This window comes from Bordetella bronchiseptica (assembly GCF_900636925.1).
GTDB classification, from domain to species: Bacteria; Pseudomonadota; Gammaproteobacteria; order Burkholderiales; family Burkholderiaceae_B; genus Bordetella; species Bordetella pertussis.
In genome coordinates this window covers 1,176,088-1,194,965 of sequence record NZ_LR134326.1, presented here as the reverse complement: position 1 = coordinate 1,194,965, position 18,878 = coordinate 1,176,088, and the positions used below count along the sequence as shown (strand labels likewise).

Genomic DNA, 18,878 nt, shown 5'->3' with positions numbered 1-18,878 from the left:
CGGTTGCGTCATGGGGAGCCAGCCCCGTCGATCACTTGCGCAGACCGAGTTTTTCGATCAGTGCGCGGTACGAATCGGGATTGCGGCCCTTGAGATAGTCGAGCAGCTTGCGACGACGGCTGACCATGCGCAGCAGGCCGCGGCGCGAGTGGTGGTCCTTCATGTGTTCTTTGAAGTGACCGGTCAGTTCGTTGATGCGAGCGGTAAGCAGTGCCACCTGAACTTCAGGGGAGCCGGTATCGCCTTGAGCGCGTTGGAATTGCGCGACGATTTCGGATTTTTTGATGTCAGCTACAGACATTTGATGACCTCTACGGACATGCGTCAGGGCCGAGGCGCCCGGACGTGGGTTTCAAGAAAAACGAGCCCCGAGACAACCGGGCGCCCTGTTACGCTGTTGCCGCCGCGCCGGATCCATTCTTGATCATTCTCGGACTCGGCAGGCTGGCGTGTCTTGCGGCCGGAAAAGCAACTTCGACAACCTTGACCGCAAAAGCGACGATGATTATAGCCGATTCGGTAGAATTGCCCAGTGAGGCCGCACGCGGGCGGATTCCGGCCGCGATGATCCGCCCCTTATTGAAGGAGACCGCCATGCCCCCGATTCGCCGCCCCATCGGCCGCGCCCTGCGCCTGGCCGGCGCGGGCATGCTGCTGGCCGCCCTGGCCGCCTGCGCCAACCTGAACCAGGTGCCGCCCGGCACGCCCCTGGCCGACGTGCAGGCGCAATTCGGCGCGCCCAATTTCGCCTGCGATCTGCCCAATGGCGGGCAGCGGGTGATCTGGACCCAGCAGCCATACGGCCAGTTCGCCTGGGGCGCCAACGTGGGCCCCGACGGGCGCGTCGACCGCGTCGTCGAGGTGCTGACCGACGAGCATTTCAAGGTGCTGGGCACCGGCACCTGGACGGCCGACCAGGTGCGCTGCGAATTCGGCCCGCCAGCCGAGATCAAGCAGGTCGGCCTGCCCAGCGTGCGCCAGGTGGTGTGGTCGTACCGCTACCGCGAATCGCGGGTCTGGAATTCGCTGATGTACGTGTACATGGGCCGCGAGGGAGACCGCGTCACGCGCTTTCATCCCGGGCCGGACCCGATGTACGACGAAGACTGGCGCTGGCACTGAGCGGACAGCGCCCGGCCATCACGGGGAATGATGGCCGCTGCGGCGCTCCTGCTGCAGCCTGCGGGCGCGGTTCCAGCGCCATGCCATCACCACCCAGCCCGACAGGCCATAAAGCACGAACAGGCCGAACAGCACCACCGGCGGATCGCTGGAGACGAACACGAACACGGCCACCACCAGCAGGATGCCCCAGAACGGCACGCTGCGGCCCAAGGCGAAGTTCTTGCCGCTGAAAAACGAGGCGTTGCTGACCATCGCCACGCCGGCGTACATCGTCAGGACAAAGGCCACCCAGGCCATGATGCTGTCGTGGATGGGCAGTTTGTTGTCGATGGCCAGCCAGACGAAGCCGGCCACCAGCGCCGCGGCAGCGGGGCTGGGCAGCCCCTGGAAGAAGCGCTTGTCGACCACCGCGATGTTGGTGTTGAAGCGCGCCAGGCGCAAGGCCGCGCCGGCGACGTACACGAAGGCGGCCAGCCAGCCCCAGCGGCCGAGGTCCTGCAGGATCCATTCGTAGATGACCAGCGCGGGCGCGACGCCGAAGGAGGTCATGTCGGACAGCGAATCGTATTGCTCGCCGAAGGCCGACTGGGTGTTGGTCAGGCGCGCCACCCGGCCGTCCATGCCGTCGAGCACCATGGCCACGAAGATGGCGATGGCCGCGGTCTCGAAGCGGTCGTTCATGGCCTGCACGACGGCGTAGAACCCCGCGAACAGGGCCGCCGTGGTGAAGGCATTGGGCAGCAGGTAGATGCTGCGATGGCGATTTTCGGGATCGCGCATGGAGAAATTGGGCATAGATGACAGAATCGCTTGCAGCGGAAGTGAAAGCTTAACCCATATGACCCCACTTGCGGGCGCGCATCACCGTGTCGTTTGCACCGCGGAAAAGAAAAAACGCGCCCCGTGGGGCGCGTCTGGACCAGCCTGCCGGGGCCCTGCGGGACCCGGCGTGGCCGTGGCCTTTAGTTCTTGGCCTTGTCCACCAGCTTGTTGGCGGCGATCCAGGGCATCATGGCGCGCAGCTTGCCGCCGACCTGCTCGATCTGCGATTCCGCGTTGATGCGGCGGCGCGAGGTCAGGGTCGGGGCGCCGGCGGCGTTTTCCAGGATGAACTTCTTGGCGTATTCGCCGGTCTGGATGGCCGTCAGGCACTCGCGCATCGCCTGGCGGGTCGCGTCGGTCACGACCTTCGGGCCGGTCTCGTACTCGCCGAATTCGGCGTTGTTCGAGATCGAGTAGTTCATGTTGGCGATGCCGCCTTCGTAGATCAGGTCGACGATCAGCTTGAGCTCGTGCAGGCACTCGAAATAGGCCATTTCGGGCGCGTAGCCGGCTTCCACCAGCGTGTCGAAGCCGGCCTTGATCAGCTCGACGGTGCCGCCGCACAGCACGGCCTGTTCGCCGAACAGGTCGGTCTCGGTCTCTTCGCGGAAGTTGGTCTCGATGATGCCGGCACGACCGCCGCCGTTGGCGCTGGCGTACGACAGGGCCACGTCGCGGGCGCTGCCCGACTTGTCCTGGTAGACGGCGATCAGGTGCGGAACGCCGCCGCCCTGGCTGTAGGTCGAGCGCACGGTGTGGCCCGGGGCCTTGGGCGCCACCATGATGACGTCGATGTCTTCGCGCGGCACGACCTGGCCGTAGTGCACGTTGAAGCCGTGGGCGAAGGCCAGCGCGGCGCCGGCCTTGATGTTGGCGTGCACTTCGTCGCGGTAGACGGCGGCGATGTTCTCGTCGGGCAGCAGCATCATGACGATGTCGGCGCGCTTGACGGCCTCGGCCACTTCGGCGACTTCCAGGCCGGCGTTGGCGGCCTTGTTCCACGAGGCGCCGCCCTTGCGCAGGCCCACCACGACCTTGACGCCCGAATCATGCAGGTTCAGCGCGTGGGCGTGGCCTTGCGAGCCGTAGCCGATGATGGCGACGGTTTTGCCCTTGACCAGGGAGAGATCGCAGTCTTTGTCGTAGAAAACTTTCATGTTGTGCTCCGGTTCTTGAATTTTGGTAATCGTGAATGCTAATGCAGGGTGGCGCGCCGCCAGGCGCGCCGGTCAGATTTTCAGTATCCGTTCGCCGCGCCCGATGCCGGACACGCCGGTGCGCACGGTTTCCAGGATGGCACTGCGGTCGAGGGCTTCGATGAAAGCCTGGATTTTCTCCTGAACGCCGGTCAGCTCGATCGTGTAGGACTTGTCGGTGACGTCGATGATGCGCCCGCGGAAGATATCCGCCATGCGCTTCATTTCCTCGCGCTCCTTGCCCACTGCCCGCACCTTGATCAGCATGAGCTCGCGCTCGATGTGCGCGCCTTCGGTGAGGTCCACGACCTTGACCACGTCGACCAGGCGATTGAGGTGCTTGGTGATCTGTTCGATGACCTCGTCCGAACCGACGGTCACCACGGTCAGGCGCGACAGGGTCGCGTCCTCGGTGGGCGCCACGGTCAGCGTCTCGATGTTGTAGCCGCGCGCGGAGAACAGGCCGACCACGCGCGACAGCGCGCCGGGTTCGTTTTCCATCAGCACAGAAATCACGTGTTTCATGGTGGCCTCCTTACAGATCCTCGGAACCGAGCAGCATCTCGGTCAGCCCGCGGCCGGCCTTCACCATGGGCCACACGTTTTCGGTGCGGTCGGTGATGAAGTCCAGGAAGACCAGGCGATCCTTGTGCTTCTTGAATGCTTCGCGCAGCGCCGGCTCGACGTCGGCGGGCCGCTCGATGCGCAGGCCGACGTGGCCATAGGCCTCGGCGACCTTGACGAAATCCGGCAGCGAATCCATGTACGACTCGGAATAGCGCGAGCCGTAGTCGATCTGCTGCCACTGGCGCACCATGCCCAGGAAACGGTTGTTCAGGCAGATGATCTTGGGCGTCAGGTGGTACTGGTGGCAGGTGGACAATTCCTGGATGTTCATCTGGATCGACGCCTCGCCGGTGATCACGGCGATGTCGGCGCCCGGATTGGCCATCTGCACGCCCATGGCATAGGGCAGCCCCACGCCCATGGTGCCCAGGCCGCCGGAGTTGATCCAGCGGCGCGGCTTGTTGAACTTGTAGTACTGCGCGGCCCACATCTGGTGCTGGCCGACGTCGGAGGTCACGAAGGCGTCGCCTCCGGTCACTTCCCACAGTTTCTCGACCACGAACTGAGGCTTGATGACCTCGTCGGAGCCGGCGTACTTCAGGCACTCCTTGCCGCGCCAGGCCTCGATCTGCTGCCACCACTTCTCGATCGGCGCCGGCTTGGCGTCGGCGCGCGCCAGGTCGTACTGGGCGCTCAGATCGGCCAGTACGTCCTTGACGTTGCCGACGATGGGCACGTCGACGCGCACGCGCTTGGAGATCGACGAGGGATCGATGTCGATGTGGATGATCTTGCGCGCGTTCTGCGCGAAATGGCGCGGATTGCCGATGACGCGGTCATCGAAGCGCGCCCCGATGGCCAGCAGCACGTCGCAGTGCTGCATCGCCATGTTCGCCTCGTAGGTGCCGTGCATGCCGGGCATGCCCAGGAAGCGGTGGTCGGTGGCCGGCATCGCGCCCAGGCCCATCAGGGTGTTGGTGCACGGCGCGCCGGTCTGGTCCACCAGGTGGCGCAAGGCCTCGGCGGCATCGGACAGGATCACGCCGCCGCCCGTGTAGATCATGGGACGCTCGGCGTGCAGCAGCATCTGCACGGCCTTCTTGATCTGGCCCTGGTGCCCCTTGTTCACCGGCGCGTACGAGCGCATCGAGATCTCGCCCTTGGGCGGCGCGTACTTGCACTGCGCGACGGTGATGTCCTTCGGGATATCGACCAGCACGGGGCCGGGACGGCCGGTGCGGGCGATGAAGAAGGCACGGCGCATGGTCTCGGCCAGGTCCTTGACGTCGCGCACCAGGAAGTTGTGCTTGACGCAGGGACGCGTGATACCCACGGTGTCGCATTCCTGGAAGGCATCCTCGCCGATGGCCGCAGTCGGCACCTGGCCGCTGATGATGACCATGGGGATGGAGTCCATGTAGGCGGTGGCGATGCCGGTGACGGCATTGGTGACGCCCGGACCGCTGGTCACCAGGCATACGCCCACTTTCTGCGAGGCGCGCGAGTACGCGTCGGCGGCGTGCACGGCAGCCTGCTCGTGACGCACCAGAATGTGCTGGAATTTGTCCTGCTTGAAAATCGCGTCGTAGATGTAAAGCACCGCGCCGCCAGGGTAGCCGAAAACGTGTTCCACGCCTTCTTCGGCCAGGCAGCGCACGACGATGTCGGCGCCATTGAGTTCCATGTTGTCTTTCCTTTCAGTACCGGCCCTGCACGCCTGAGCGCTGCCCGCCCGGATACGACGGCAGCTGAACCCGAACCGGCGACAACAACATGATCCGGCGCTTTGCGGCTCACGGAGCCACGCCACCCGGACACATTGTCGACCCGGCACACGCTCGTCAGAAACGCAGTGCAAACGCCCTGGGGGCGCTGGAGGTCGAAATGGAAGCCTTGGCAGCACACGCTTGTGGCGCGGCCAACGGCAGGTGTAACTGGCGCAATCCGCCCGGAAGGTGGCCCGGGGCAGCTGTAAGCCGGCGCACCGGCTTCGGATAGTCACGCCGGCGCAAGACGGGCAATTTACCGCGTTGCGGCATCCGGAGCAAATCGGGTGTTGGGAAAGCCCCGCAACCCGTCGTTTTCCGATCCGGCCCCAAAAGTGGCGCACATCTCTCTATACTGGCGTTGTCGCGGACAAATCGCCCCATCTCCATGGATTTGCGCATCGCCAGCATCCGGCGCTTTCTATACAGCCACTACTTCTTTGGCGGTATCCGACAGGCGATCGGCATGCTTCTGCCCGTCCTGGTGCTGGGCGGGCTGTTCGGCCAGTACAGCATCGGCCTGGTCGCCACCTTCGGCGCCCAGTGCCTGGCCATCATCGACCAGCCGGGCGGGCCGCAGCGCCATCGCACCAACGAAATGCTGGGCGGCGCCCTGCTGGGCACCGCCACGGTCACGCTGACCGGCGCGGCCTCCACCTACCCCATCCTGCTGTGGCTGGCGGTGACCGCCCAGTGCTTCACGTTCTCGATGTTCTCGGTGTTCGGCAAGCGCGGCGGCCTGATCGGCTTTGCCGGCCTGCTGCTGATGACCCTGACCATGCATTCGCCGCTGGCCCCGCACGAGGTGCTGCTGCACTCGGCCGCCACGCTGGGCGGGGCGCTGTTCTACCTCGGCTGGAGCCTGGCCTTCAGCCGCCTGTTCTGGCTGCGCGAGGAGCGCCAGGCGATGTCGGTGGCGCTGTTCGCCACCGCCGACTACATGGCCGCGCGGGCCAGCTTCTACGACGAGAACGCCGACCTGGACGACGCCTACCGCACCCTGATCCAGCGCCAGTCGGCCATGACGGAGAAGCACCAGGCCGCGCGCGACATGGTGCTGCGCGCCCTGCCGCGCGGCGGCGGCTTTCGCGAAGACGACCGGGTCATGCTGTGGAACATGTTCGTCGACATGCTGCAGCTGCTCGATACGCTGGTCGCCACCCATACCGATTACGCCTCGCTGCGCCGCACCCTGGCCGGCCACGACGCGCTGGTCTTCATGCGCGACGCCCTGGTAAAGATGTCGCTGGAGCTCAACCGCGTCGCGCTGGACGTCTCGCGCGGCCACAAGACGCAATACCGCAGCAGCGCCAAGGCCGAGCTGCGCGCCATCGAGTACGAGATCGAGCAGCTCAAGCAGCAGGGGCTGGGCGAGCGCGAACCCGAGATGCTGGCGCTGACCGTGCAGGTGCTGCGCCGGCTGCGCAACGCCGCGCGCATCGTCGACAAGCTGGCCCAGCACACCGAGGCGCGCTCGGACGCCATCCCCACGAGCATGCTGCGCATCGACAAATCGCTGACGCAGTTCATCTCGCGCCAGGAGCTGCGCCTGGGCATGATCACCAGCAACCTGCGGCTGGACTCGCCCCACTTCCGCTACGCCATCCGCGTCACGCTGGCCGCGGCGCTGGCCATGACGCTGATCGGCATCTGGCTGGCGCCCAACATGGCCGCGCACAGCTACTGGGTGCTGCTGACCATCGTCATCATCATGAAGCCGGGCTTCGCGCTCACGCGCCAGCGCAACGGCTGGCGCCTGATGGGCACGCTGGTGGGCTGCATCCTGGCCCTGACCCTGTTCACGCTGACCAACAACCCGACCATCCTGTTCGCGGTGCTGCTGGGCGCCTGCATCATGGGCAACAGCCTGGTGCAGCTGAACTACATGGCCAGCGCCATCTTCAACACGCTGTTCGTGGTGCTGGTGTTCCATTTCGTCGCCCCGGGCACGGTTTCGCTGGAGGTGATCGGCGAGCGGGCGATGGATACGGCGCTGGGCTGCGCGCTGGCGCTGATCTGCAGCTATGTGCTGCCCTGGTGGGAGGCGCGCTACATGAAGCCGCTGGCGCGGGCCGCCTCGCGCGCCAACCGCGAATACCTGCGCGCCGGGCTGCGCTATATCGAGGCCATGCGCCAGCCGGCGCCCGGCGGCGCGGCGGCGGGCGAGGAAACGCCCGAGACCGGCGAGCGCGCCGACGCCGACCTGGCCTGGCGGCTGGGCCGCAAGAACGTGCATATCGCGTTCAGCAATTTCGCCGAGGCGTTCTATCGCATGATGAGCGAGCCGACGCAGCACCAGGTGAGCGTGCCCGAATTCAATAACCTGCTGGTGCAGAACCACATCCTGGCCTCGCAGATCACGGCCGTCGTGCCCATCCTGGTCGGCCTGCCGCACACGCCGCCCGCGGTGCAGCAGGCGCTGGACGCGATGATGGACCTGCTGGACCCGGCCCGCAAGCCGCCGGCCGCGCTGCCCGCGCAGTTCGACACCGAAGGCGAGCAGGCGGCGCTGGCCTATCCGCTCAAGCAGATGCTGCGCGCCTGCGTGATGATCCGCCAGGAACTGGCCGGCGTCGCCGACCCCGAAGACCCGCGTCCGGCGCCGGCCTCGGCCTGAGCCGGCTCAGGCGCCCTGCCTGGCCGAGGCGGCGCGGCGGCGCGGCCAGAAGTAGTACAGGGCCACCGCTATCTGCAGCGCCAGGAAGGCCCCCCACGCGGCCAGGTAGCCGCCGGCCGGGTAGCTGCCGGGCTCATACACGGCGTCGCCGCGCGGCCATAGTTCGACGATCCAGCCGAACGTGACCTGGCACACGAAGATGGAAACAAAGGTCAGCAGATTGGTGGTCGCGGCCACGCGCCCCAGCAATTCGCGCGGAAACTCGCCCGCCAGCAGGGCGAACACCAGGATATTGGCCGAACCGAACACGCCGTAACCCGCCCACAGCAGCGCCAGCGGCACGGGCGCGCGCAGCACGATCAGCAGCTGGATCAGGATGAACAGCGCCAGGCATACGCCGCTGAAGCCATACAGCCCCAGGCCCATGCGCTCGACGCGCCGCGCCATGGCGCCCAGCCCGACGTTGCCGCCCATCATGGCAAAACCCAGCAGCGACACCAGCGCCGCGGCCGGCGCGGCCGGCAGCATATTGACGTCGGTCAGGTAGGGACGCACCCACAGCGATTGCACGCCGTAGAACACGCCGCCGGTCGCCACCGGCAGCGACACCAGCCGCCAGTAGTGCGCCGTGCGCAGCAGCACGAACGTGCCGCGCAGCTGCTCGCCCAGGCTGGCGTGCGGCCGGTCGCGGGCGGGTTCGCGCGGCGCGCCGAACCACAGCAGCGCCGCCACGCACAGCGTGACCACCACCATGCCGATACTGACCTCGCGCCAGGTGGAGAAATTCAGCAGCCACGACAGCGGCGAGCCCACCAGCACGCCGCCCAGCCCGCCCACCGCCATCACCAGCCCGTTGATCAGGGGCAACCGGGCCAGCGGGTAGTTCAGCGCCAGCGCCTGGAATGCCGCGCCCAGGCAGACCGACACGCCGGCGCCGATCAGCAGCCGCCCCACCATCAGGCCGGGCAGGCCCTGCGACAGCCCGTAGACCAGGGTGCCCACGGCGGCCACCACCAGCAGGGCGGCGTTGACGCGCCGCGGCCCCCAGGTATCGAGCAGCACGCCGGCCGGGATCTGCAGCAGCGCGAAACCGAGAAAGTACAGGCTGGTCAGGGTGCCCAGATCGGCGGCCGACAGGCCCAGTTCGGCGCTCAAGGTCGGCCCGAAGCCGATGTTCAGGCCCCGGAACAGATACGAGACCAGGTAGCCGAGCGAAAAGAACAGGAAGACGCGTAAGCCTGCCGACATCGCGCGTCCTGTCAGGCCTGCTTGCGGCGGAACACCAGCTTGTCGGCGCTGGAAGCGGCAGCGTCGTAGGCATAGCCTTCCGAATCGAAACCCTGCAGGCCTTCCGGACGGGCGACCTTGTGCGCGATGGCGTAACGCGCCATCAGGCCGCGCGCGCGCTTGGCATGGAAGCTGATCACCTTCCAGGCGCCGTTCTTCCAGTCCTGGAAGACGCACTGCACCACGCGCGCCTTCAGCGTCTTGAGGTCGACGACCTTGAAATACTCTTCGGAGGCCAGGTTGACGATGACCGGCGCTTTCGCGCCCGCCTGGCGTTCGTTCAGATACTCGGCGATGCCGCTGCCCCAGTACTCGTACAGGTTCTTGCCCTTGGGCGTGTGCAGGCGGGTGCCCATTTCAAGGCGGTACGGCTGCATCAGGTCCAGCGGGCGCAGCGCCCCGTACAGGCCGCTGAGGATCACGACATGGTCCTGCGCCCAATCGAGCTGGCGGGCCGACAGCGTGTCGGCCTGCAGCCCTTCGTAGACGTCGCCATTGAACGCCAGGACGGCCTGGCGCGAATTGGCCTGCGTGAAGCTGCGCTTCCAGGCGCCGTAGCGGCCCGCGTTCAGCTCGGCCAGCGCCGGGCTCAGGCTCATCAGCTCGGCGATTTCGTCGGCGGACTTGGTCTTGAGCACCTTGATCAGCGCCGCGGCCTGGTCGACGAACAGCGGCTGCGTGTGCGTTTCGACGTGAACGGGAGAGTCGTAGTCCAGCTTCTTGGCGGGAGACAACAGGAACAACATGAGGGTTTCCTTGGATTTGAACGAGACTAGCGGGCTGTCCAGCCGCCGTCGACGGAAATGGTGGTGCCGGTGATCTGGGCCGCGGCCTCCGAGGCCAGGAACACGGCCGTGCCGCCCAGTTGCTCGGGCGTGACGAACTGCAGCGACGGCTGCTTCTCGCCGAGCAGTTCGCGCGCGGCGCTTTCCTGGTCGACGCCGTCCTTGGCCGCCAGGGCGGTGATCTGCTTTTCCACCAACGGCGTGCGCACCCAGCCGGGGCAGATGGCGTTGGCGGTGATGCCCATGCCGGCCGTCTCCAGCGCGGTGACCTTGGTCAGGCCGACCACGCCGTGCTTGGCGGCCACGTAGGCGGACTTCGCGGCCGAGGCCACCAGGCCATGGGCCGAGGCGATGTTGATGATGCGCCCCCAGCCCTGCTTCTTCATGTGGGGCAGCGCCGCGGCCGTGCCATGGAATACCGCCGAGAGATTCAGCGCGATGATGGCGTCCCACTTGTCGGCGGGAAAGTCCTCGATCAAGGCGGTGTGCTGGATGCCCGCGTTGTTGACCAGGATATCGATGCGGCCCAGCTCGGCGACGGCGCCGGACACCAGTTGCCGCACCGCCTCGCCCTTGGACAGGTCGGCGCCGTCATAGCGCACCTGCACGCCGTACTGGCTGGCCAGCCCGGCCCGCAATTTCTCGATGTCCGCCGCGTCGCCGAATCCGTTGAGCACGATGTCGGCGCCCTGCTGCGCCAGCGCGCTGGCGATCCCCAGGCCGATGCCGCTGGTGGAACCGGTGACGACTGCAACTTTTCCTTTGAGCATGACTGTTCTCCTGTGGAGTGGGCGGGACGGCCTCAAGTGTAGCCGTCCGCCGCCGGCAATGATGGCACGGATCCGTGACCGGGCGCGGTCAGCCCGGGCCGGACCGCTCCTCGTTGTCCGCGGCGGATTGGGGCGGCGGCGAACCGGCGAATCCGACCGGCGTGACCGCCATGTCGCCGATACCGCCGTAGCGGCCCGGCAGGCGCTCCAGCAGCCGGATGACGATCGGCACCGCGCCCATGGAAATCGCCACCACGATGGCCAGCAGGTCGCGCTGCTCCAGCGACATCAAATGATTGTCCCAGGCCTCGTTGAAAATCACGAAGCTGAATTCGCCGCCCTGCGCCAGCACCAGCGCGTACAGCAGGCGATGATAGTGCGGCAGCCCCATCAGGCGCGCGATGCCGTAGAGCACCAGCGCCTTGAGCGACAGCAGCGCCACGACCCCGGCCAGCACATACGGCCAGTAATCCAGCGCCTCCTCCACATTGACCGACATGCCCACGGCCAGGAAGAACAGGCCCAGCAACAGCCCCTTGAACGGCTCGATCGTGTGCTCCAGCTCATTGCGATGGCGCGACTCGGCCAGCAGCATGCCGACCAGGAAACCGCCCAGGCCGGCCGACAGGCCCGCGTAATCGAACAGTTGCGCCGTGCCCAGCACGACCAGCAGCGTGGCGGCAGTGAACAGCTCATGCAGCTGCGAACGCGCCGCCCAGTCCAGCAGCCGCAGGCGGTAGCACGCCAGCACCACCACCACCGCCACCAGGGCCGCCTCGAACGACGGCGCGGAATCGCCATCCGAACCCAGCAGGCCGGCCGCCACCAGCATCGGGATGGCCGCCATATCCTGCAGCAGCAACACCCCCAGGGCCGAGCGGCCCAGCGGCGTGCGCACCAGGCCGCGCTCCTCCAGCAGGCGCAGCGCCACCGCGGTCGAGGACAGGGCCAGCGACAGGCCGCACAGGATGGCCGCCTGCCAGCCCATGCCGGCCAGGTGGCGCAGCCCGGCGCCGAACACCGCGCCCAGCAACGCGCCGCAGACGACCATCTGCAAGGTGCCGGCGCCGAACACTTCGCGGCGCATCGCCCACAGTCGCTTGGGCGCCAGCTCCAGGCCGATCACGAACAGCATCATCACCACGCCCCATTCCGAGACGCGCATGATGTCCGGCACGTCGGTGACCAGCCCCAGCCCGGACGGCCCGATCACCCCGCCCGCCAGCAGGTAGCCGGGGATGGCGCCCAGGCCCAGGCGCTGCGCCAGGGGCACGCACAGGACGGCGGCGATCAGCAAAATGGTGAGCAGTTCCATGGCGCGGGGCTTGGCGGTGGCGGCAATATTGCGGCAATTCTGACAAAAACCCGGGCTGCGCGAAATCCGGCATCGGCGCCGAGCAAAATCTTGCCGCAATCCTGGCATGGCCGAAAATTTTCAGGTAGAATAGCTGGCTTTGCTGGATCCCGCGCAGAAATGCCGGCGGGGAGATTGCCCAGGGCCATGACCACGGTCCATGCGGCAGACAGCAAGAACACAGGCAAGACAGCACACCCCGGAGAGGTGGCAGAGTGGTCGAATGCGCCGGACTCGAAATCCGGTATACGTTTAGGCGTATCGTGGGTTCGAATCCCACCCTCTCCGCCAGACATTGCAAGCCCCTGATTCGTCAGGGGCTTTTTTCTTGGCCCCATGCCCCTCGACAAACGCCTTGTGAATCAAGGAGAGGGCGACTCATGCGGCCCCGACCGGCGAAACCCACGCCTGTGGACCGCCCCCCTATGTCGGCCGCCACCATGCATATGCATCCTGCCGGAGAGCGGGCGAGCGTCTGTCGCGCAGAATTTCAATTTGCTAGAGTTTTTCGCACAACAGACATGAGAATAGAAGTCATAATTATTCTCATTAATAAGACAATGAATAAGCCCACACCGCATCAACCGCATTCTCAAACCGGCTGAAGGACAGGCTTTCTTCGCACAGCCTCTTTCAGTGCTTCGGCAAGGCGGCATACGGGACAGACACAGCAAAGGCGAATCCAACATGAATCGTGAAATCTATGACTTCGTGGCTATCGGTATCGGACCTTTCAATCTCAGCCTGGCGAGCCTGTCTGCGCCCTTGCGAGGCGTGCGCACGCTCTTCCTGGACAAGAAATCCGGCTTTGATTGGCATCCAGGCATGCTGATCGAGACGTCCACTCTGCAAAACCCTTTTCTCGCCGATCTGGTCAGTTTGGCCGACCCACGCAGCGAATATAGCTATCTGAACTATTGCAAACTCACCAACCGCATTTATTCCTACTACATGCGCGAGAACCATTACCTGAGCCGCGCCGAGTACACCCGCTATTGCCAATGGGTAGCTGCACGCTTGCCGAACCTGCGTTTCGGCTGCGATGTACAGGGCGTACTGCACGATCCCGAAAGCCACAGCTATCTCGTCACCGGCCAACACACCATGTCCGGCCAGCGGTTCATGTTCCGCTGCCGCAAGCTGGTCCTGGGTCTTGGTTCCCAGCCCTATCTGCCAGCGTGCTGCGATCGACGTGCCGCGCCCTTCATCCATAGCGCGGACTATCTGCGCCATAAATACGAACTCCAGGGCCGCGCGTCAATCACCATAGTGGGCAGCGGACAAAGCGCGGCCGAAGTGTTCCATGATCTGCTCCGTGAGAGCGGGCGACATGATTACAGTCTGGCCTGGATCACTCGCTCTCCGCGCTTTTTCCAGATGGAGAACACAAAACTCACGCTGGAGCTGATATCGCCGGACTACACCGAATATTTCCATGATCTGCCCGAGGCACGCCGCCAGGAGATCCTGACTCAACAGAACAGCCTGTACAAAGGCATCAATGCCTCGCTGATCAACCAGATCTACGATCTTCTCGACGAGAAGGTCCATGATGGCGACAACCGCTATACGCTTCTGACCAACTCCGAACTACGCGCCTGCCGCTACGACCCGCTGCAGGAACGCTTTCAGCTGGACTTTCAGCATCTCGATTGCGACCGCCCTTTTAGCCACGCCACCGACGGACTGGTCCTGGCCACAGGCTATTCTCATGAGATCCCGGCCTGCATCAATCCCATTCACGACCGAATTGCCTGGAATGCCGACGGTAGCTACCGCATCGGACGTAATTACGCCATTGACCACGAGGGCAGCGAGATCTTCGTGCAGAACACCGGTTTGCTCAGCCATGGAGTGACGAATCCGGATCTGGGCTTCTGCTGCTATCGCAACTCACAGATCCTGCGTGAACTGACCGGCACGGAACATTACCGCATCGAGACACGAACCGCCTTGCAGGAGTTCTCTCCACCAGCAGACGGCGTGCTCAAGCACCGTCCGGCCCGGCGAGCCGAACGGGGGCCCACGGTTGCAGCCCGACCCTTGATGGACATCCACCGCGCCACACTCTGAGGCTGCCAAGGAAGCGCGATGATGACGATGATGGCAACGTTCCTGGACGTGATCGACCAAAAAGCCCGCTCCCACTATGACGAAGGCAAGGGATTGGCGTTACGTTCGCTCGACCCCGAGGCGGACGCAGCCCAGCTGCAGCAATGGTTTTCCATGGACTATGCCCGCTTCTGGTCCATGCAAGACTCTAGCGTGCACCAGGTGCGCGACTTCTACACTGCGTTGTGCTCCAGTGGACACGCCGGAGCCTGGCTGGGCCTGCACCATGGCCGTGCGGCCTTTCTGGTGGAATGCTATGACCCGGCTCGCGACCAAGTCGGCGAGCACTACTGCGTGCGCCCAGGCGACCTGGGCATGCATCTTCTCATCGCCCCCCCGACCGAGCACATTCCCGGTTTCAGCCGTGCGGTGTTCGCGCTCGTCATGCGCTTCATGTTCGACCGCCTCCATGCGGCCCGTGTCGTCGTGGAACCCGACGTGAACAACACCAAGATCCATGCATTGAATCTATCCATGGGCTTCGTCTATGCCGGGCTGGCGCGCTTTCGGGAAAAGACGGCAAGTCTTGCCTTCTGCACGCGCGCCCAATTCGAGCAAGCCCAACGCCAGGAGTTGACGCAATGAGCCGCACCACCCCTCCTCATCCCGCCGAGATCGTTGCTCATCTGCAGCCGGAAATCTGGAACAAGGTCAATCGCCTGCTGGTGCGCAAGGCGATATCCGAATATGCACATGAGTGGCTGCTCGAACCTCAGCGACTCGGTCCGGGCGAAACGCCGGGATTTGAACGCTTTCGCCTGACACTGGCTGACGGCGCGCAATATGACTTTGACGCTCAGGTCATGGCCATGCGCCATTGGCGTATTCCGCCTGAATCCATCGTAAAGACCGTGGCCGGGGTTCCGGCGCCGCTGGATGCCCTGCAGTTCGTGATAGAGATCCGGGACAAACTCGGCTTGCCGGTGGACCGTCTGCCCATCTATATGGACGAAATCACCAGCACTCTACACGGCAGCGCCTATAAACATGGCCGGACGACGCTTGGCGCCGCGGCATTGGCACGAGCCGACTACCAGACCATAGAAACATCGATGATCGAGGGCCACCCCAGCTTCGTGGCCAACAATGGCCGCCTTGGCTTTGATGCCGAGGATTACCATGGCTACGCGCCCGAAGCTGCCACGCCGGTGCGCTTGATGTGGCTGGCGGTTCACAAGGACAACGCGCATTTTTCCTGCTTGTCCGACATGGACTACGACAGCCTGATGAGCGAGGAGTTGGGTGAGTCCGCTGTAACGGATTTCGCCGCCCGACTGCGCGAGCAGGGCCTGCATCCCGCGGACTACTACTTCATGCCCGCCCACCCATGGCAATGGTTCAACAAGCTGTCCCTGGCTTTTGCCCCCTACGTCGCCCAGCGCAAAATCGTCTGCCTGGGGTACGGCGAGGAGCAATACCTCGCTCAGCAGTCCATCCGCACCTTTTTCAACATCAGCCGACCCGGCAAGCGCTATGTGAAGACCTCGCTGTCCATTCTCAACATGGGATTCATGCGCGGCCTGTCACCCTACTACATGGCAGGTACGCCAGCCATCAACGAATACATCCATGACCTGATATCGGCCGATCCGTGGCTGCGCGCCAATGGTTTCAGAATTCTGCGCGAAGTCGCCTCGATGGGCTTTCGCAACTACTACTACGAAGCCGCCATCGATACGGACACACCGTACAAGAAGATGTTCTCGGCGCTTTGGCGCGAGAACCCCCTGACGCTGATCGCTCCCGGACAAAATCTCATGACCATGGCTGCGCTGCTGCATGTGGACCCACAAGGCCGGGCTTTGCTTCCCGAATTGATACAGGCTTCAGGACTGGATGCAGGGACTTGGCTGGAGCGCTATGTGGACGCTTATCTGACTCCACTGATCCATTGTTTCTATGCTCATGACCTGGTTTTCATGCCGCACGGTGAAAACGTGATTCTCGTCATCCAGGATGGCGTACCTGTGCGCGCCTTCATGAAGGACATCGCGGAAGAGTCTTCCATCCTCAATCCGCAGGTCAGGCTTCCGCAGGCGGCTCAGCGCCTGGCCGCCGATGTGCCGGAGGCCTATAAGCTGCTGACGATTTTCGTGGATGTCTTCGAGGGCTATTTCCGCCATCTGACCCAGATCCTGGTTGAGACGGAACTGATGCCGGAACATGATTTCTGGCGGCTAGTGGCTGGGCGCATCGCCGCTTATCAGCAAGCGCATCCGCAACGGCTCGACAAGTATCGGCGCTACGACTTGTTTGCGCCCGACATGATCCATTCGTGCCTGAACCGCCTGCAATTGGCCAACAATCTGCAGATGGTCAACCTGGCCGATCCCATTGGCAGTTTCCAAATGGCCCCCAATCTGCCCAACCCTATCGCCTGCTTCCGTCCGTCGTGGCTGGGTAGCGGCGAAGCCCTGCAGACGCTGACGGCCGCATGAGCTGGGACATTGCCGCCCAGACCGGCGCCGGCGTGGCCCAAGACATCAATCGGACCGCCTGCTCGGACCTGGATGCTCTGCTCGCCCTGGCTGGTTCCCTGGTGCCCGGGCTCGATGGACGCATCGGTCCGGTCTCCGGCGATATCCGGCCGGGCGCCGACAATCGGGCTACGCTGCGGACGCTGCAAGACTGGTGGCGCCTGCGCCATCCCGAAGCCGGCTCGCATTATCTGGCGCTACGTTGCTGGGGCCTGCTGATCTGGCAGCCGATTTACCTGGGTGTAATCGCGGTGCATTGCAGCGACATTGCTCCGGATCTGGATCGCCTCGGCCAGCCGGTGCGCGATGGTTTCATCGCGGGCTACATTCTCGAACGCCACGAGCCGTTACGCGGTTGTCTGGAACAGCGCAAGCAGGCAGTTGCCGCTCAGCTACGCCGGATCTGCGCGACCTATTTTCGGGAGCTCTCCCAACTGTTGCGCCTGAGCCCGCGCGCCGCGGCGTGCATGCAGGCGGACTGCGTGCTATCCGCTCTGCTAGCCGCCCGTGCCAATGAGGACAAGGCCGCCGTGGCCTGGGCGCATGAGCAGGCGGCCGACTGGCTGGATCGCCTGGGAATCGCCGGCCACAGCGGCTATCTGGTTTATGCGCGCGCCGGCCGGCCCGTCCTGGCGCTTGACCGCCAGGTCTGCTGCCACCATTTCCGCCGCCACGACGGCGACTATTGCAGTACTTGCCCCAAATTGCCCCCCGCCGAGCGTATCGCGCGCATCGAGGCGGACGAGGCGGCAGCCTGAGTAAGGAGCCGGACATGACGGATATCGCCAGCCTGGCGCAGTTGCAGCAAGCGCTCAGCCCTCTGCACGCACGGGCCTATTTTGATGAAGCCCTCTTCGTGCGAGAACAGGAAATCCTGTTCCGACAATCTGCGTTATATGTCGGGCATGAGAAGAGCGTGCCCGAGCCGGGCGACTGGCGTCGCTTGCCGCAGGACGACGGCAGTCGCATCCTCGTGCGCAATGGAAATGAAGTGGCACTGCTGTCGAATGTCTGCCGCCATCGCCAGGCCGTCATGCTAGGCCCGATTGCAGGCGGCAAGGCCATGAAGGGCAATCTGTCAGTCACGGGAGGCAACATCGTCTGCCCGTTGCACCGCTGGACTTACGACGGCCAGGGCCGGATTCTAGGCGCCCCCCACTTTCCCAGTACGCCCTGCCTGAATCTGTCGCGCTTCCCCCTGCATAACTGCCATGGGCTACTGTTCGAAGGCCCACGCGATCCATTGAAAGACCTCGACGTGCTTTTCCGCCGACCCGAATTCGATTTCTCCGACTATGTGCTGGACCACGTCGAAGTACATCGATGCAATTACAACTGGAAGACTTTCATCGAAGTCTATCTGGAGGACTATCACGTGGGCCCTTTCCATCCGGGCCTTGGACGCTTTGTCACCTGCGCCGACCTGTCCTGGGAGTTCGGCGCGCAATACAGTCTCCAGAAGGTGGGCGTGCACGACTCACTGGAACAACCCGGTACCGAGGTCTATCGCGGCTGGCATGACAATCTCATGCGCTACCGGGGCGGGAGGACCCCGGATTTCGGAGCCATCTGGGTAACCTACTTCCCCACCCACATGATTGAGCTCTACCCGCATGTGCTGGTGCTCTCGACGCTCTATCCCAAGGGGCCGCAAGAGACTTTGAACATCGCGGAGTTCTACTATCCGGAGGAAATTGCGCTGTTCGAGCGTGATTTCGTACAGGCCCAACGCGCTGCCTACATGGAGACGGCGGTCGAAGACGATGAAATCGGTGAGCGCATGGACGCCGGACGCCTGGCGCTGCTGCGCCGCGGCGTTTCCGACAGCGGCCCCTATCAATCACCCATGGAAGACGGCATGTTGCATTTCCATGAGTGGTACCTGAGCAACATGGGAGAGCAGCTTGGTGACAGCGCCGCGCCGCATGTCGCATCGACCCAACGGCCCATGCCATTTCGCTCATGAAATAAAAGCGAATGAATTGCATTATCATTAACAG

At 64.4% G+C, this 18,878-nt stretch carries 16 protein-coding genes and 1 tRNA gene; 8 read left to right on the top strand and 9 right to left on the bottom strand.

Annotation, left to right across the window (positions count from 1 at the left end; genetic code table 11):
- Positions 1-31 precede the first annotated feature (31 nt).
- Complete coding sequence (gene rpsO / locus EL288_RS05655) at positions 32-301, bottom strand: 30S ribosomal protein S15 (RefSeq protein WP_003814002.1); 270 nt, start codon at positions 299-301, stop codon at positions 32-34.
- Between the two features lie 293 nt (positions 302-594).
- On the opposite strand from rpsO, the gene EL288_RS05645 reads away from it, so the two are divergent.
- Positions 595-1,122 carry a lipoprotein gene (locus tag EL288_RS05645; protein WP_003814003.1) on the top strand — a complete coding sequence of 176 codons (528 nt, stop codon included), beginning with the start codon at positions 595-597 and terminating at the stop codon, positions 1,120-1,122.
- Between the two features lie 18 nt (positions 1,123-1,140).
- Here the strand turns inward: EL288_RS05645 and pssA are convergent, their stop codons facing one another.
- The 4 genes from pssA to EL288_RS05625 form a co-directional block, all read right to left on the bottom strand.
- A complete protein-coding gene (gene pssA, locus EL288_RS05640; RefSeq protein WP_003814004.1) occupies positions 1,141-1,920 on the bottom strand; it encodes a CDP-diacylglycerol--serine O-phosphatidyltransferase in 780 nt (259 codons plus the stop codon).
- Between the two features lie 167 nt (positions 1,921-2,087).
- Positions 2,088-3,104, bottom strand: coding sequence for a ketol-acid reductoisomerase (gene ilvC, locus EL288_RS05635; protein WP_003814005.1), 1,017 nt, complete (start codon positions 3,102-3,104; stop codon positions 2,088-2,090).
- Between the two features lie 72 nt (positions 3,105-3,176).
- On the bottom strand, positions 3,177-3,668 hold the full coding sequence (ilvN, locus tag EL288_RS05630) for an acetolactate synthase small subunit (protein WP_003814006.1): 492 nt from the start codon (positions 3,666-3,668) through the stop codon (positions 3,177-3,179).
- Between the two features lie 10 nt (positions 3,669-3,678).
- On the bottom strand, positions 3,679-5,394 hold the full coding sequence (locus EL288_RS05625) for an acetolactate synthase 3 catalytic subunit (protein WP_003814007.1): 1,716 nt from the start codon (positions 5,392-5,394) through the stop codon (positions 3,679-3,681).
- 470 nt (positions 5,395-5,864) lie between these two features.
- Between EL288_RS05625 and EL288_RS05620 the strand changes: the two genes are divergently transcribed.
- Positions 5,865-8,093 carry an FUSC family protein gene (locus EL288_RS05620; protein WP_033458665.1) on the top strand — a complete coding sequence of 743 codons (2,229 nt, stop codon included), beginning with the start codon at positions 5,865-5,867 and terminating at the stop codon, positions 8,091-8,093.
- Between the two features lie 6 nt (positions 8,094-8,099).
- On the opposite strand, the gene EL288_RS05615 is transcribed toward EL288_RS05620, so the two are convergent.
- The 4 genes from EL288_RS05615 to EL288_RS05600 form a co-directional block, all read right to left on the bottom strand.
- A complete protein-coding gene (locus EL288_RS05615; RefSeq protein WP_003814009.1) occupies positions 8,100-9,341 on the bottom strand; it encodes an MFS transporter in 1,242 nt (413 codons plus the stop codon).
- 11 nt (positions 9,342-9,352) lie between these two features.
- Positions 9,353-10,126: a peroxide stress protein YaaA gene (gene yaaA, locus EL288_RS05610; RefSeq protein ID WP_003814010.1), complete on the bottom strand. Its 774-nt coding sequence runs from the start codon at positions 10,124-10,126 to the stop codon at positions 9,353-9,355.
- 26 nt (positions 10,127-10,152) lie between these two features.
- Positions 10,153-10,935 (bottom strand): 3-hydroxybutyrate dehydrogenase, encoded by a 783-nt coding sequence (locus EL288_RS05605; RefSeq protein ID WP_003814011.1) that lies wholly within the window; start codon positions 10,933-10,935, stop codon positions 10,153-10,155.
- Positions 10,936-11,023: 88 nt separating this feature from the next.
- The gene (locus tag EL288_RS05600; protein WP_003814012.1) at positions 11,024-12,250 is read right to left on the bottom strand and encodes a cation:proton antiporter domain-containing protein; all 1,227 of its coding nucleotides are present in this window, start codon (positions 12,248-12,250) and stop codon (positions 11,024-11,026) included.
- A gap of 240 nt (positions 12,251-12,490) precedes the next feature.
- Between EL288_RS05600 and EL288_RS05595 the strand changes: the two genes are divergently transcribed.
- From EL288_RS05595 to alcE, 6 genes are all read left to right on the top strand, one after another.
- Positions 12,491-12,580: transfer RNA gene (locus EL288_RS05595), tRNA-Ser, on the top strand.
- A gap of 396 nt (positions 12,581-12,976) precedes the next feature.
- A complete protein-coding gene (alcA, locus tag EL288_RS05590) occupies positions 12,977-14,362 on the top strand; it encodes an alcaligin biosynthesis hydroxylase AlcA (RefSeq protein ID WP_010926977.1) in 1,386 nt (461 codons plus the stop codon).
- An 18-nt stretch (positions 14,363-14,380) separates the two neighbouring features.
- Positions 14,381-14,986: an alcaligin biosynthesis acetyltransferase AlcB gene (gene alcB, locus EL288_RS05585; protein WP_003814014.1), complete on the top strand. Its 606-nt coding sequence runs from the start codon at positions 14,381-14,383 to the stop codon at positions 14,984-14,986.
- A complete protein-coding gene (gene alcC, locus EL288_RS05580; protein WP_010926978.1) occupies positions 14,983-16,839 on the top strand; it encodes an alcaligin biosynthesis protein AlcC in 1,857 nt (618 codons plus the stop codon). The genes alcB and alcC overlap by 4 nt, the downstream gene beginning before the upstream one ends.
- Positions 16,836-17,636, top strand: coding sequence for an alcaligin biosynthesis protein AlcD (gene alcD / locus EL288_RS05575; RefSeq protein WP_003814016.1), 801 nt, complete (start codon positions 16,836-16,838; stop codon positions 17,634-17,636). The genes alcC and alcD overlap by 4 nt, the downstream gene beginning before the upstream one ends.
- Positions 17,637-17,650: 14 nt before the next feature.
- The gene (gene alcE / locus EL288_RS05570) at positions 17,651-18,844 is read left to right on the top strand and encodes an alcaligin biosynthesis hydroxylase AlcE (RefSeq protein WP_033458663.1); all 1,194 of its coding nucleotides are present in this window, start codon (positions 17,651-17,653) and stop codon (positions 18,842-18,844) included.
- Positions 18,845-18,878: the final 34 nt, after the last annotated feature.

Excerpts from the sequence above, each read along its gene's own strand:
- rpsO (WP_003814002.1), bottom strand. The coding sequence starts at position 301 with ATGTCTGTAGCTGACATCAAAAAATCCGAAATCGTCGCGCAATTCCAA.
- EL288_RS05645 (WP_003814003.1), top strand. The coding sequence starts at position 595 with ATGCCCCCGATTCGCCGCCCCATCGGCCGCGCCCTGCGCCTGGCCGGC.
- pssA (WP_003814004.1), bottom strand. The coding sequence starts at position 1,920 with ATGCCCAATTTCTCCATGCGCGATCCCGAAAATCGCCATCGCAGCATC.
- ilvC (WP_003814005.1), bottom strand. The coding sequence starts at position 3,104 with ATGAAAGTTTTCTACGACAAAGACTGCGATCTCTCCCTGGTCAAGGGC.
- ilvN (WP_003814006.1), bottom strand. The coding sequence starts at position 3,668 with ATGAAACACGTGATTTCTGTGCTGATGGAAAACGAACCCGGCGCGCTG.
- EL288_RS05625 (WP_003814007.1), bottom strand. The coding sequence starts at position 5,394 with ATGGAACTCAATGGCGCCGACATCGTCGTGCGCTGCCTGGCCGAAGAA.
- EL288_RS05620 (WP_033458665.1), top strand. The coding sequence starts at position 5,865 with ATGGATTTGCGCATCGCCAGCATCCGGCGCTTTCTATACAGCCACTAC.
- EL288_RS05615 (WP_003814009.1), bottom strand. The coding sequence starts at position 9,341 with ATGTCGGCAGGCTTACGCGTCTTCCTGTTCTTTTCGCTCGGCTACCTG.
- yaaA (WP_003814010.1), bottom strand. The coding sequence starts at position 10,126 with ATGTTGTTCCTGTTGTCTCCCGCCAAGAAGCTGGACTACGACTCTCCC.
- EL288_RS05605 (WP_003814011.1), bottom strand. The coding sequence starts at position 10,935 with ATGCTCAAAGGAAAAGTTGCAGTCGTCACCGGTTCCACCAGCGGCATC.
- EL288_RS05600 (WP_003814012.1), bottom strand. The coding sequence starts at position 12,250 with ATGGAACTGCTCACCATTTTGCTGATCGCCGCCGTCCTGTGCGTGCCC.
- alcA (WP_010926977.1), top strand. The coding sequence starts at position 12,977 with ATGAATCGTGAAATCTATGACTTCGTGGCTATCGGTATCGGACCTTTC.
- alcB (WP_003814014.1), top strand. The coding sequence starts at position 14,381 with ATGATGACGATGATGGCAACGTTCCTGGACGTGATCGACCAAAAAGCC.
- alcC (WP_010926978.1), top strand. The coding sequence starts at position 14,983 with ATGAGCCGCACCACCCCTCCTCATCCCGCCGAGATCGTTGCTCATCTG.
- alcD (WP_003814016.1), top strand. The coding sequence starts at position 16,836 with ATGAGCTGGGACATTGCCGCCCAGACCGGCGCCGGCGTGGCCCAAGAC.
- alcE (WP_033458663.1), top strand. The coding sequence starts at position 17,651 with ATGACGGATATCGCCAGCCTGGCGCAGTTGCAGCAAGCGCTCAGCCCT.